Here is a 12,987-nt window from a genome sequence, read left to right as displayed (position 1 = left end):
TTGTGCAATATACTGCACATATTGCGCTATTCTTTTGTTTTGTGCAATATATTGCTCAAATTTTCTTATTGATCCATTCTATGAGCCAGTCGAGTACCGTTTTACAGCACGTAGGCACAAATATTCGTTCCTTAAGAGATGAGCGAGATTTGAGCCAGCAAGATTTGGCAGATCAGGCCGGAGTCAGTAGACGTACCATTGCTGCTTTGGAAACAGGGCAAGTCAATATTAGCTTAGCTAAACTCGATGCAATTGCGGCAGTGTTGGGCGTCGATTTTAGAACGATTGTGAGTGCACCTGAGCACAAAGAACAAGCTTTGGTCAATGCACTGGCTTGGCAAGGTGAAAAAGAAGAAAGCAGAGCAACCTTACTCGCTTCAGTTCCATCTCGTTCCCAAGTTGAACTTTGGATATGGTCCTTGGCTGTAGGGGAGTCTTACGTTGCGGAAGCAGATGCAGATGGATGGCAGGAAATTATTTACGTACTAGAAGGTGAATTGACCATACAATTTACTGACAGCAAAAAAATAATATCTGCTGGTTCGTCTTTTATTTTTGAAAGTTCTGTTACTTATACCTATATCAATAGTGGTAACCAAGTGCTTAAATTTACTCGTAATGTGGTGTATTGATTTGGAATATATTTTCATGACAGCAATAAAAAAGAGCCTAAAGCGGCTCTTTTTTTACATCTTAAAAATTAAAGACGGTTTTCATCCAACAAAAGCTGAGCTTCACGAAGATTTAAAGTACCTTCATAAATTGCGCGGCCTGTAATCGCACCTAAAATGCCCGGTTGGCCTTTTAAGTTACGAACGTCATCAAGGTTGGTTACACCACCAGAAGCAATTACTGGTAAACCTGAGTATTGAGCCAAGTTTACAGTTTGCTCAACATTTACACCTTGCATCATGCCGTCACGTGCAATGTCCGTGTAAACAATGCTAGACACGCCCGCATCTGCAAAGCGTTTCGCTAAATCAGTTGCTTTCACATCAGTAACGTTTGCCCAGCCATCAGTTGCAACCATACCATTCATGGCATCAATACCAACAATGATGTGACCAGCAAAGCGTTTACAAGCTTCTTCTACAAATTCAGGCTCTTGAACTGCTTTAGTACCGATAATGACAAAAGTCACACCAGCTTCTAAATAGTGTTCAATCGTTTCTAATGAGCGAATACCACCGCCAATTTGAATTGGTAATTCTGGCTGAGCTTTAGCAATCGCTTCAACAACAGGCTTATGAATAGGCGTACCTGCGAAAGCACCATTCAAATCAACCAAATGCAAACGGCGCGCACCTTCATTTACCCAATGCTGGGCAGTTGCAACCGGATCGTCAGAGAAAACGGTATCGTCTTCCATACGCCCTTGTTTTAAACGCACACATTTACCATCTTTCAGGTCAATTGCTGGAATGATTAGCATGCTTCCGCTCCTTGCTTCATCATGATTATGAAATTGTGCACATCTTAGCAAAGTATTGATCAATCGCTAAGCCTTAGAAAAGACTTTTATTACTTTACGCCTGAAGCACGGTTTGAATCGTTTGTGAAATGTGGGCGGGTAATAGTTTTTGGTTTCTGAGTTCTTCAAATACCAGTAATGCAGCATAAGCATCAGCGGCGGCATAATTTATTTGCTGAGATGTAAGTGGCTTTCGTGCCCAGTTTGAAGTCCCGACTTTTTTCGACTTTGCCAGATATTGTCCAAATAACAGTGCTACCGCTTTTTGTAGACCGATCTGCTGTTTAAAACCAAAGTGACTAAATCCTTTGGCAAGGTCAACACAACTTTCTAGCTCTATGCCTTTTTTATGAAAAATGTGCTTATCATTTTTAAGGCCAAAGCCAACTTTAATTTGTTTTTGGTTAGATAAAATGGGCTGCAAGAATTTTAAAGTCGATGAATTAACATGAAATAAATAGGCTTTTTGTGCTGTAGCAAGTTGAATCAAGTGTGGCCCAGTTGAGATTTCACCCACTTTAAATGTAGGTTTAGACTCAGAATCAAATCCCAAAATTGCAGCGTTTTTTAATTCTTCTTCAATATTTTTGCATTGCTCAAAATTTTCAATCACCACAATATTATGGTGGTTAAGATTTTCAAAAGGAGGAAGCTGCTGAATAGAGGCTTTATCAAGGAGGGCAACGGCTTCGGACATATTTAATAGCGTACAAATGAATTGGGCTATTTACTTTATATATGAATAAAGCCTAGAGGACTAGGCTTTATGAATGTCTTTAAAAATTATTGAGATTGAGAAGGTGTACCAATGACCACACTTTCGCTTTTCTCAACATAGCCTTCATAGGTCGGAGCCATGATTGTAGCAACAATGGCAAAAACAAAAGCAAGTGGAATTAGGACAATATAAATCCAGCCTAAAACGCGTTCCCAACCAGGGGTAGGGCGCTGCGGACCATAATCATTATTGCCTTCCGTACCTTTTGCCGCAAAGAGATAAATCATAAAAATGAGGTTTACGGCAGGGATCAGCATCAGTAACGATAGCCATCCTGTATTATTGCGGTCATGCAAACGGCGGATGGTAAATACAAAGCTTATATAGAGGCAAACAATATAAAGAATGGCGATAACAATCATGCCTGCCGTAGAAAGGCCTGTTAGTTCCTGACTAGATGTAAATCCAAAAGTAAAAGCGATGATGACAACAGCGATACCGATCACGAGTGAAAATAAGAATGTCCAAGCAGCATAAGAGAGTCGTCCAAAACGACCACTAGCTTTAAAGGGTGAATCTTGTTGAAGTGGCTGATTTTCAAAAGGTGAATTCATTTTGTTTTCCTGATCATTTGGTTTTATTTAAAAGTATAAATATTCAATATTTTGTTGAATAAAATATCATTCTATAAATGATTAGTTGTTATTATAAATAAAAAAAAAGATCAGGCCATCTCGACCTGATCTTTTTCAGTTTTGAATCAGATTAAATATTCCATTCCACAAAGTTTTTAAGTAACTGCAAACCAGCAGTATGACTTTTCTCTGGGTGGAATTGAGTCGCGAATAAATTATCTTTGTGAATGGCTGTGCAGAAATTCACACCATACTCACATGTGGCGGCAACTAAGCTTTCATCTTTTGGTTCGACATAGTAGCTATGTACAAAGTAGAAGCGAGCATCTTGTTCGATGTTGTTCCACATTGGATGGCTTGGGTCCATTTGGTGAACTTGGTTCCAGCCCATGTGTGGTACTTTTAAACCTTCCATTTGAGGGAAATGTTTTACTACGCCGTCAAAAATACCTAATGCGTCTACACCGCCATTTTCTTCAGAACTTTGTAGTAATGCTTGCATGCCTACGCAAATCGCAAGAACAGGTTTATTAAAAGCGGCTTTACGTACTACTTCATCGATACCTGCTTCACGCATACCTTGCATGCAGTCACGCATTGCACCAACGCCCGGAAAAACAATTTTGTCAGCTTGTGCAATTAACTTTGGGTCATTGGTTACATCGACTGTTGCACCTACATGCTCAAGTGCTTTAGCTGCTGAGTGTAGATTGCCCATGCCATAATCAAGCAATGCGATACGTGTCATTAGAGGCTACCTTTTGTCGATGCAATCGTGTTTTCTGCACGTGGATCAACTTCACATGCCATACGTAAAGCACGAGCAAGTGCTTTAAAAACACTTTCGATTTGATGATGGCTATTTTTACCTTTTAAGTTATCGATGTGTAAGGTCATAAGCGCATGGTTTACGAAGCCTTGGAAAAACTCGGAAAATAAATCGACATCAAAGGTACCGATGCGTGCACGGGTAAATGGAATATCCATGAATAAACCTGGACGACCAGATAAATCTACGACAACACGAGATAAAGCTTCGTCTAATGGTGCGTAAAAATGACCATAGCGTTTTAAACCTTTTTTATCGCCCAAAGCTTGTGCAAAAGCTTGTCCAAGCGTGATACCACAGTCTTCTACGGTGTGGTGATCATCAATCTCAAGGTCTCCGTCACAATGAATATCGATATCAAATAAGCCATGTCGCTTGATTTGATCAATCATATGGTCTAAAAATGGAACTCCAGTGTTTAGTGTGCCTTGACCAGTACCGTCGAGATTTAAACGAACTCGAATTTTGGTTTCATTGGTATTTCTAACCACTTCACTGATACGTTGCGTCATGGACACGTTCCTCAAAAAACGTCAAAAATGATTGGATGTTAACGACAATTTCGCTGTGACGAATTCGTGACAGCATCATAGTTTGCTCAGGAGGGTTAATCAATGCCTATTACCGTACATGCTTATAGTTCTCTAGATAATTCAGAGATCCGCGATCAGCTTGAGCGACTGTATGATACAAGTCCGGAGTTTGGTGACGGGCACGATGCGATTGAACAACTTGAACAAGATTTACAACAGTATACCACGCTATACACTGCCGAATTTAACACCAAAATTATAGGTGCAATTTGGTCTTCAGGACAAGGCGAAAGCAAGGTTCTTGAATATATTGTTGTGCACCCTGCTAACCGTGGTCGTGGGGTAGCTGAGCGCTTAGTTGAAGAAGCTTGCCGCATAGAAGAGTCAAAAGGTGTTAAAACTTTTGAGCCAGGCTGTGGCGCGATTCATCGCTGTTTGGCTCACATTGGTAAACTACATCACTAAAAATTTCTATTATTTTGTAGTTGTGATTTAAAAATAATCACTTGTTACAAAAAACGCGGAAGTTGCTTGACGTCTTCTTATAAACATTGTTTAATACGCCCACTTCGGCGTGATAGCTCAGTAGGTAGAGCAACGGATTGAAAATCCGTGTGTCCCCAGTTCGATCCTGGGTCTCGCCACCATTATTTGTGTTTTCAATCCCTGATCCCATCAGGGATTTTTTTTAAGTATAAAAAATACTCATTTAAATCAGAAACTCAGGATAATTGTTGACTATTGTTCTGAGATACGGCTTAATACAGGCCATCGGCGTGATAGCTCAGTAGGTAGAGCAACGGATTGAAAATCCGTGTGTCCCCAGTTCGATCCTGGGTCTCGCCACCATATTCAAAAAAGCCCCATACATAATGTATGGGGCTTTTTTCATGCCTGTTTATTTAATAATAAGATTAAGACTTTACCTGTGTATAAATCTCATTTTATCCACAAGCAAAGAGGGTTATCCCCAATATCGCCTTAAGTTTTTAAAAATGGCTCAACCGAAACGTGGTTCTAATCATGAGAACTATCACGAATAAGTCGTTTTCCTAAGCACACGGCTTCTACCTCGTCATAGCCAAGTTGTTCGTAAAAATTCAATACATTCAAATTGTCTTTACGGACTAATAATTGAAGCTTTGGGCAGCCACGAGCAATGAGACGCTTCTCAAGCTGCTGAACAAGCGCTGTAGCGATTCCTAAGCGTTGTTGGTGGGGGTGAACAGCCAAATAGTTAATCCAGCCTCTATGGCCGTCGTAGCCGCCCATAAGCGTACCAATCAGTTGCTCATCTTTAATAGCAACCAAAAACAAATCATCCTGTTGTGAGACTTTCCTGAAAATATCGGTTTCCGGATTATTCCAAGGGCGGGTCAGTCCACAGCTTTCCCATAAAATAACGACATCATCCAGATCTGCATTTGTAAATTGACGAATAATAAACATATGGATTTCTACTTTTTGTTTTGATGTGCTCAAAAGATAAAATAAAAATTCGAGCTTGAGCAGTTTTTTATTAATAATTTAAACAAATAAAAAAGCACCCCCGAAGGAGTGCTTGGATTCAACCAGTGATTTAAGCTGATTTTGCAACTGGTGCTGCTTGAAGCATTTGACCTGTTTCTTCGAAGTTTGCATGCCAAGACAATGCTTCACGAAGTAAGTGAGGGGTATGTCCACCTTTAGCACATGCACGGTCAAAGTAGTCATTTAATGCATCACGATAAAGTGGGTGTACACAATTATCGATAATTGCACGAGCGCGTTCACGAGGCGCTAAACCGCGTAAGTCAGCTAAACCTTGCTCTGTCACTAAAATATCAACGTCGTGTTCACTGTGATCAACGTGGCTCACCATTGGCACGATAGAAGAGATATCGCCGCCTTTAGCAATTGATTTGGTTACAAAGATCGCCAAGTGGGCGTTACGAGCGAAGTCACCTGAACCACCAATACCGTTCATCATTTTAGTGCCGCACACGTGAGTTGAGTTCACGTTACCGTAAATATCAAACTCAAGCGCAGTGTTAATGCCGATAATTCCTAAACGACGAACCAATTCAGGGTGGTTAGAAATTTCTTGTGGACGGAGCACTAATTTATCTTTGTAAGCTTCGATATTACCAAAAACTTTTTCGCCACATTTTGCAGAAAGGGTAATTGAGCTACCAGAAGCAAATTTCATTTTGCCTGCATCAATGAGTTCAAAAGTACAGTCTTGTAGTACTTCTGAGTACATGATGAGGTCTTCAAAATCAGAATCTTTTAAACCTGTTAGTACAGCGTTGGCAATAGAGCCAATTCCTGCTTGTAATGGACCAAGGTTTTTCGGTAAACGTCCTTCTGCAACTTCTTTATTAAAGAAAGCAATTAAGTGGTTTGCAATGCCTTGAGTCTCATCATCTGGAGGAGTTACTGTTGATGGTGAGTCATGTGTATCGTTAAATACAATACCTACAATTTTTGCAGGATCGATTTGGATTGCCGTTGTACCAATACGCTCATCCACTTTTGTTAATGGAATTGGAGTACGTGTTGGACGGTAAGTCGGAATATAGATGTCGTGTAAACCTTCAAAGCTTTCGCTTAAAGATGTGTTGATTTCAACAATAACTTTTTCGGCAAAAATAGCAAAGCTTGCAGAGTTACCTACAGAAGTTGTTGGAATAATGCCGCCATCTTCAGTAATCGCAATTGCTTCAATTACCGCAACGTCTGGACGTTTAAGTTGTTGGTTACGCATTTGCTCAACAGTTTCTGATAAATGTTGATCAATAAACATAACTTCGCCGTTGTTAATCGCACGACGTAAAGTGTTGTCTACCTGAAATGGCATACGACGAGATAAAACACCTGCTTCCGTGAGTTGTTTGTCTAAGTCATTACCTAAGCTAGCACCCGTAATTAACGTGATTTTTAACGGATTTTTCTTTGCATGTTCTACAAGTGCTTGTGGAACAGCTTTAGCTTCACCGGCACGAGTAAAACCACTCATACCAACGGTCATTCCATTTTCGATGAATTGCGCAGCTTGTTCAGCACTGATGACCTTGTCATGAAGAGAAGCTAGGCGAATACGACTTAAAGACATTGGACATCCTCAATATTGTCAAAACATACGGGATTTTAGCTATGAAAAATTGAAAAGTGCATAGGTGTTAGGCTAAGGTCTAATTTTGTAAATAAATGGCGGTATAAATTATATTTATAGTATTTATTTAATTGATTTTTATTGCTTTTATTTATCATTAAAACAAGGCTTTTAATTGCTGATTGATCAAATTAAAAGCGCTCACTTAAAGTTTGTTTTATTTTTTCCAATGGATTGGTTGAGGTATTTTCTTCGGTACTCGGTTTTGGAATTGGTAAAGAAATAATAACTTCTAGACCACCTTGTTCACGGTTATGAATTTGAATCTCGCCATGATGAATATCGACAATACGTTTAACAATAGCCAGCCCAAGACCACTACCTTGAATGGTTCTTGCTGAGTCTCCGCGAACAAAAGGTTGCATTAATTCTTCAATTTGATCTGCTGGAATGCCTTCACCATGATCGGCAACAGTAATTAAAATAGATTCATTTTCAACTTTTGCACTGAGCTCTATCGGTTCGGCACCATAGCGTTTTGCATTATTAATTAAGTTGGCAATCAATCTTTTTAAAGAAAGACTACGTGCCGGAATAATAGGTACATCCTGCATCTCGAATTGAATATCGAGAGGTTTAAATTGCACAACAAGTTCTTGCAAAAGCATGTTGATATTGGTGTCTTTCAACTCCTCATCTGAGCCATCGCGCATGTACGAAATGAACTGATTAAGAATTGCATCCATATCATCTACGTCATAAACCAAACCTTCACGCAAAAACTCATCAGGTAGCATCTCTGCTGTTAAACGTATGCGTGTAAGAGGAGTACGTAAATCATGTGAAATACCTGCCAACATAATACGTCGCTCACGCTCAGTCTGATCGAGTGTATAGACCATACGATTAAAGGCTTGGTTTACTTGACGAATTTCTAGTGGACCGTGATTGGTATCAAGGTATGGCGCTGTTCCGGATTTACTGTATTCATTGGCAGCATTCTGCAAACGACGCAGAGGGCGGTTCATCTGTCGAACCAAAATTAAAATAATGATAGCCGACAGTAATGGAACACCTACGACCCAACCCACTAAAAGTTCAGGACTATAGTTAGCATAGGTTTTTAAAGGCTCACGAACCCAGTTCCCATGCATTTCAGGTGTTTGAATCCAAATGCGTGGGCTCGGTTTAAACTGGAAGTAAACGGTAACATCTTTAGTCCCAATCTCATTTGCCAGCTTATTTTCAACGTGATTGGTAAAAAACTCGGCAATGACCTTTTCTCGGACACTTGGATATTCTTTGGGGTTGGTAACGTATTCAATACCGACTCGATTACGCAACCACGCATCAATATCTACTTCATTTTCACGATGAAAAATTCGTATATCAGGATTATTGACGAGCTCAAGCTCAACCGCAAGATAACGGGCGTGCTGTTGAATTTCAGGTAAATAAAGAGTGCGCCAAAAGAACCATAACGACATAAATAAGCTAAAGAACACCACCAGCAGTACCAGAATAGTGGTACGCATGGCAGCAGAACGTGGCTTTATTTTGTCGAGAAAACGTTCCCATCGAGTCCGTTTACGTTCTGAATAGGCAACGTAATCGGTAAAGTTCTGTGGGGCGATTGGTTCTAAACTCACTCTATTTTATCTCAAGCTTATTCAGCACCGTCCGGAACGAATACATAGCCTACACCCCATACAGTTTGGATGTAACGTGCACGTGCAGGGTTATCTTCAATTAAACGACGTAAACGAGAAACTTGAACGTCAATTGAACGTTCCATTGCACCCCATTCACGGCCACGCGCCAAGTTCATCAGTTTATCCCGTGTCAATGGTTCACGTGGGTGTTGTACTAATGCTTTTAATACTGCAAATTCGCCAGTTGTTAAGGTAACGATTTGTCCTTCACGTGTCAGCGTACGAGTAGACAAGTCTAGAGACCATGGACCAAAGCTTACAACTTCAACTTGTTGGCTTGGTGCACCCGGAACTTCGCGAACTTGGCGACGTAATACTGCACGGATACGTGCTAAAAGTTCATTTGGGTTAAATGGTTTTGGCAAGTAGTCATCTGCACCAGCTTCAAGACCTGCAATACGGTCTGAATCGCTACCACGTGCTGTTAACATGATGATTGGCGTATCAATATTTGATTGGCGCAAACGACGGCAAATACTTAAACCATCTTCAACCGGTAACATAAAGTCGAGTACGATAAGTGAAAATAACTCACGTTGTAATAGGCGGTCCATTTGCGAAGCATCGTGGGCAGTTTTTACAACAAAGCCTTTATCTTCCAAAAAACGTTGCAAGAGGGTACGTAAACGCACATCGTCATCGACCACTAAAATACGTTCGACACGATCCGTTTCGTTGTGTACGGTTTCAGGATGTTCAGCAGGTACAACTAAACTCATGATGTACTCCCTTTTAAAGTCATAATTTATATATTATTGGGTCGGATAGGCTTATTGCCAACAAGCCCTCAGTATAATGCCGATGTTCTTGTTTAGACTATGTATCAATTTGCTCAAAATTACAATTTTCAAGGTGGTTTGAAACCAAAAAACAACATCTTAAGCCCATAATTTAGCAAAGATAGATCTAAAACAACAAATAGTTAAATTTTCAATAAATTTCTAATCACTCAATAGTAATAACTAATTGTTTCAAATAAGTTATTTGAAATAAATATAATAGGCTTTTGATTGTTGAATAAGATAAAAAAACTGAGTAAATAACAAATTAGAAGAATAAAGTAGTGCTCGACCTTAATATTTTTGTCTTTTGGGCTATGTATCAATATGATCAATTTCTCATAAATTATATTAATTTTTTGTCACGTTCATGACACAAGTCATACGTTTATATTTTTTAAAGATTAAAAGGGAGGGGTTGCTCTCAAATTTTTCATACTTAAATCACTGTTTTTATGTGCTCTAGTAGTCGTAAAAAGTATAAATATTCAGAGTCAATACAAAAAAACGTTTTGAATACGCAAACAAGTGTGGATTTTATGGGCTTGGTCTTTATAATCAGTGCTTTTAAACTTTATCCTTGTGGGATCAAACACGATGACTGACTTAGTTCAGCAGTTGGCAAGTGAGCTTGCCGTACGTCCAAACCAAGTAGAAGCTGCCATCCGCTTAATTGACGAAGGTGCCAGTGTTCCATTCATTGCCCGTTACCGTAAAGAAGTAACACAAGGTTTAGATGATACGCAGTTACGCCAATTAGATACTCGTTTAGCGTATTTACGTGATTTATATGAGCGCCGTGAAAAGGTCATTCAGTCTTTGCAAGAACAGAATAAATTGAATGATGACTTGTTGGCGCGGGTGAATGCAGCCGAAACAAAAAATGCTTTAGAAGAAATTTATGCACCGTATCGTCCTAAGCGTACAAGTAAGTCTTTTAAAGCAAAAGAAGCAGGTTTAGGACCAATTGCTGAAAAAATTATTGCAGAACAAGTTGACCCGACAGAAGCAGTGGCTGGGTTTAGTCATGAAGACTATCCAGATGTTGAAAGTCAGTTAGATGCGATCCAGCATATTCTGATTGATGACTGGGCACAAAATATTGCGCTTACTACAGAATTAAAAGCAACTTTTGCAAAAACTGCGGTTTTAAAAAGTACTGTTGCTTCTGAAGAAAAGAAAGAAGTCGGTAAAAAATTCCGTGATTACTTTGAATTTTCTGAAGGTTTAAACAAATTACCTTCACACCGTTTATTGGCGATGTTGCGTGGTCGTCAAGAAAATGTATTAGGTTTAAAAGTTGATGGTGAAGATGATGCGCCATTAGCGCGTATTGAAACTGAATACAACCTTGAGCAAATTCAACCTCAAGCACGTCAAGATTTCTTAAAACAAACTGCAAAATTATTCTGGTTAGGTAAAGTTCGTCCTCAAATCGAGCATTCATTGCTAACAGAGAAACGACTTACTGCCGAAGCAGAAGCAATGCAGGTATTTGCTGAAAATCTTCGTCATTTATTATTATCAGCGCCAGCAGGTGGTCGTACTACTTTAGGTGTTGACCCTGGTATTCGTACTGGTGTGAAACTTGCGGTAGTAAGCGATGCAGGTGATGTACTTGCCCATAGCACGATTTACCCATTCGCACCTAAAGAAGATAAAGAAGGTTCTATTACTGAACTTGCACGTCTATGCCGTGAATATAATGTAGAGCTTATTGCTATTGGTAATGGTACAGCTAGCCGTGAAACAGAAGCTGTAGTGGCTGAAATGATGGCTGCTAATACAGACCTTAAATTAACACGTGTGACTGTAAGTGAAGCGGGTGCATCTGTTTACTCTGCAAGTGAGCTTGCTGCGGCAGAACTTCCAGAGCTTGATGTTTCAATTCGTGGTGCAGTGTCGATTGCTCGCCGTTTACAAGATCCACTTGCTGAACTTGTTAAGATTGATCCGAAATCAATTGGTGTAGGTCAATATCAACACGACGTAAATCAAACTGGTTTGGCTAAAACACTTGATGCGGTAGTTGAAGACTGTGTGAATGCTGTTGGTGTTGATGTAAATACGGCGTCGCCAGCAATCTTGGCTTACATTGCAGGTTTGAATAAAGCCATTGCTCAGCAAATTGTTGAATATCGCAAAGAGCATGGTCGTTTTGATAACCGTCAAGCTTTGAAAAGCGTACCACGTTTAGGTGAGCGTACGTTTGAACAAGCGGCTGGTTTCTTACGCATCCAAAATGGTTCTGAACCTTTAGACGCTTCTGCTGTTCACCCTGAAAGTTATGGTCTTGTTGAGAAAATTGTTGCTGCAAAAGCGACAACTGTTAAAGACATCATTGGTAATACCGAAATCATTCGCCAAGTAAAAGCTGATGAATTTGTTGATGACAAATTTGGTTTGCCAACAGTTCAAGACGTATTAGCTGAACTTGAAAAACCGGGTCGTGACCCGCGTCCAGAGTTCCGTACTGCTAAATTCCGCGAAGATATCACTGAAGTTGGTCAATTAACTGAAGGTATGCAGCTTGAAGGTGTGATCACTAATGTCACAAACTTTGGCGCCTTTGTTGATATTGGCGTGCATCAGGATGGTCTAGTTCATATTTCTGAATTAGCGAATGAGTTTGTTTCTGACCCGCATAAAGTTGTAAAACCAGGTCAGATCGTACAAGTGCGTGTTATGCAGGTTGATGTTGAACGTAACCGCGTGAACTTAAGTATGCGTGCTGAAGGCTCTGCACCTGTAAAAGCACAGCGTCCACCACGCCGTGAACAAAGTACAGAACAGCGTTTTGAACGTAAGCCTCAAGGTAAACGTCCTCAACCACGTAAAGATCAAGCTGAACGCCCTCAGCGTAGCAAGCAAGAGAAACCACAAGAACAAAAGATCGGTGGTTTAGGTGCATTGTTATTACAAGCAGGAATTAAAGGTTCTAAATAAGAGTCTTTAGTTGATAAAAAGGCCTCCAATTGGAGGCTTTTTTATGGGTTAAATATTATGTTTTTAATAACTATATAAAAGCAAAATAAGAAAAAAGCAGTCGTAAAGATGAGGTGAATCTTAAGATCAACAAATCGTTGTTAAATACACAATTAAATACACAACGTTATAGCATAACTAAACTTTAATGATATTCAGTTGTTCGACATCATCAACCCAGCCTTGAAGCATTTACTCACTTTCAGGCTGTAATAGTACAACTTTGCTTAT

Annotated in this window: 13 protein-coding genes and 2 tRNA genes; 5 read left to right on the top strand and 10 right to left on the bottom strand. The window is 39.8% G+C overall.

What is annotated here, in order from left to right; all coding sequences use genetic code 11:
• The first annotated feature begins 80 nt into the window (after positions 1-80).
• Positions 81-632: a helix-turn-helix domain-containing protein gene (locus KTI79_RS15755; RefSeq protein WP_199964072.1), complete on the top strand. Its 552-nt coding sequence runs from the start codon at positions 81-83 to the stop codon at positions 630-632.
• A 68-nt stretch (positions 633-700) separates the two neighbouring features.
• On the opposite strand, the gene hisA is transcribed toward KTI79_RS15755, so the two are convergent.
• From hisA to hisB, 5 genes are all read right to left on the bottom strand, one after another.
• Complete coding sequence (gene hisA / locus KTI79_RS15750) at positions 701-1,432, bottom strand: 1-(5-phosphoribosyl)-5-[(5-phosphoribosylamino)methylideneamino]imidazole-4-carboxamide isomerase (RefSeq protein WP_000905538.1); 732 nt, start codon at positions 1,430-1,432, stop codon at positions 701-703.
• A 94-nt stretch (positions 1,433-1,526) separates the two neighbouring features.
• Positions 1,527-2,168, bottom strand: a complete 642-nt coding sequence (locus KTI79_RS15745; RefSeq protein ID WP_086264769.1) for a 3'-5' exonuclease — start codon at positions 2,166-2,168, stop codon at positions 1,527-1,529.
• An 86-nt stretch (positions 2,169-2,254) separates the two neighbouring features.
• Positions 2,255-2,803: a DUF805 domain-containing protein gene (locus KTI79_RS15740; RefSeq protein ID WP_086264770.1), complete on the bottom strand. Its 549-nt coding sequence runs from the start codon at positions 2,801-2,803 to the stop codon at positions 2,255-2,257.
• Between the two features lie 151 nt (positions 2,804-2,954).
• Entirely contained in the window at positions 2,955-3,572 is a 618-nt protein-coding gene (gene hisH, locus KTI79_RS15735) for an imidazole glycerol phosphate synthase subunit HisH (protein ID WP_086264771.1), read from the bottom strand.
• Positions 3,572-4,165 carry an imidazoleglycerol-phosphate dehydratase HisB gene (gene hisB / locus KTI79_RS15730; protein WP_002116767.1) on the bottom strand — a complete coding sequence of 198 codons (594 nt, stop codon included), beginning with the start codon at positions 4,163-4,165 and terminating at the stop codon, positions 3,572-3,574. The genes hisH and hisB overlap by 1 nt, the downstream gene beginning before the upstream one ends.
• Before the next feature lie 102 nt (positions 4,166-4,267).
• Between hisB and KTI79_RS15725 the strand changes: the two genes are divergently transcribed.
• The 3 genes from KTI79_RS15725 (at position 4,268) to KTI79_RS15715 (ending at position 5,035) form a co-directional block, all read left to right on the top strand.
• A complete protein-coding gene (locus tag KTI79_RS15725; protein WP_002116928.1) occupies positions 4,268-4,651 on the top strand; it encodes a GNAT family N-acetyltransferase in 384 nt (127 codons plus the stop codon).
• A 106-nt stretch (positions 4,652-4,757) separates the two neighbouring features.
• A tRNA-Phe gene (locus KTI79_RS15720) sits at positions 4,758-4,833 on the top strand.
• Positions 4,834-4,959: 126 nt separating this feature from the next.
• Positions 4,960-5,035 (top strand) — tRNA-Phe (locus tag KTI79_RS15715).
• 168 nt (positions 5,036-5,203) lie between these two features.
• On the opposite strand, the gene KTI79_RS15710 is transcribed toward KTI79_RS15715, so the two are convergent.
• The 5 genes from KTI79_RS15710 to ompR all read right to left on the bottom strand — a co-directional run bounded on the left by KTI79_RS15710 (position 5,204) and on the right by ompR (position 9,711).
• Positions 5,204-5,635 carry a GNAT family acetyltransferase gene (locus KTI79_RS15710; RefSeq protein WP_002116887.1) on the bottom strand — a complete coding sequence of 144 codons (432 nt, stop codon included), beginning with the start codon at positions 5,633-5,635 and terminating at the stop codon, positions 5,204-5,206.
• 130 nt (positions 5,636-5,765) lie between these two features.
• Complete coding sequence (locus KTI79_RS15705; protein WP_002116671.1) at positions 5,766-7,280, bottom strand: acetyl-CoA hydrolase/transferase family protein; 1,515 nt, start codon at positions 7,278-7,280, stop codon at positions 5,766-5,768.
• A 35-nt stretch (positions 7,281-7,315) separates the two neighbouring features.
• Positions 7,316-7,438, bottom strand: a complete 123-nt coding sequence (locus KTI79_RS15700; protein ID WP_086264772.1) for a hypothetical protein — start codon at positions 7,436-7,438, stop codon at positions 7,316-7,318.
• A gap of 33 nt (positions 7,439-7,471) precedes the next feature.
• The gene (locus KTI79_RS15695) at positions 7,472-8,929 is read right to left on the bottom strand and encodes an ATP-binding protein (RefSeq protein WP_086264773.1); all 1,458 of its coding nucleotides are present in this window, start codon (positions 8,927-8,929) and stop codon (positions 7,472-7,474) included.
• A gap of 17 nt (positions 8,930-8,946) precedes the next feature.
• Positions 8,947-9,711 (bottom strand): two-component system response regulator OmpR, encoded by a 765-nt coding sequence (gene ompR, locus KTI79_RS15690; protein WP_000060753.1) that lies wholly within the window; start codon positions 9,709-9,711, stop codon positions 8,947-8,949.
• Between the two features lie 657 nt (positions 9,712-10,368).
• On the opposite strand from ompR, the gene KTI79_RS15685 reads away from it, so the two are divergent.
• The gene (locus KTI79_RS15685) at positions 10,369-12,717 is read left to right on the top strand and encodes a Tex family protein (RefSeq protein WP_086264774.1); all 2,349 of its coding nucleotides are present in this window, start codon (positions 10,369-10,371) and stop codon (positions 12,715-12,717) included.
• Positions 12,718-12,987 lie beyond the last annotated feature (270 nt).

The organism is Acinetobacter sp. WU_MDCI_Abxd143 (assembly GCF_025514195.1).
In the GTDB taxonomy this organism is placed as follows: Bacteria; Pseudomonadota; Gammaproteobacteria; order Pseudomonadales; family Moraxellaceae; genus Acinetobacter; species Acinetobacter pittii_H.
The sequence above is the reverse complement of the archived record's forward strand: the minus strand, read 5'-3'. Positions and strand labels throughout refer to the sequence as shown.

Bases quoted from the DNA above. Each gene is read 5' to 3' on its own strand.
- KTI79_RS15755 (WP_199964072.1), top strand. From the start codon at position 81: ATGAGCCAGTCGAGTACCGTTTTACAGCACGTAGGCACAAATATTCGT.
- hisA (WP_000905538.1), bottom strand. From the start codon at position 1,432: ATGCTAATCATTCCAGCAATTGACCTGAAAGATGGTAAATGTGTGCGT.
- KTI79_RS15745 (WP_086264769.1), bottom strand. From the start codon at position 2,168: ATGTCCGAAGCCGTTGCCCTCCTTGATAAAGCCTCTATTCAGCAGCTT.
- KTI79_RS15740 (WP_086264770.1), bottom strand. From the start codon at position 2,803: ATGAATTCACCTTTTGAAAATCAGCCACTTCAACAAGATTCACCCTTT.
- hisH (WP_086264771.1), bottom strand. From the start codon at position 3,572: ATGACACGTATCGCATTGCTTGATTATGGCATGGGCAATCTACACTCA.
- hisB (WP_002116767.1), bottom strand. From the start codon at position 4,165: ATGACGCAACGTATCAGTGAAGTGGTTAGAAATACCAATGAAACCAAA.
- KTI79_RS15725 (WP_002116928.1), top strand. From the start codon at position 4,268: ATGCCTATTACCGTACATGCTTATAGTTCTCTAGATAATTCAGAGATC.
- KTI79_RS15710 (WP_002116887.1), bottom strand. From the start codon at position 5,635: ATGTTTATTATTCGTCAATTTACAAATGCAGATCTGGATGATGTCGTT.
- KTI79_RS15705 (WP_002116671.1), bottom strand. From the start codon at position 7,280: ATGTCTTTAAGTCGTATTCGCCTAGCTTCTCTTCATGACAAGGTCATC.
- KTI79_RS15700 (WP_086264772.1), bottom strand. From the start codon at position 7,438: ATGATAAATAAAAGCAATAAAAATCAATTAAATAAATACTATAAATAT.
- ompR (WP_000060753.1), bottom strand. From the start codon at position 9,711: ATGAGTTTAGTTGTACCTGCTGAACATCCTGAAACCGTACACAACGAA.
- KTI79_RS15685 (WP_086264774.1), top strand. From the start codon at position 10,369: ATGACTGACTTAGTTCAGCAGTTGGCAAGTGAGCTTGCCGTACGTCCA.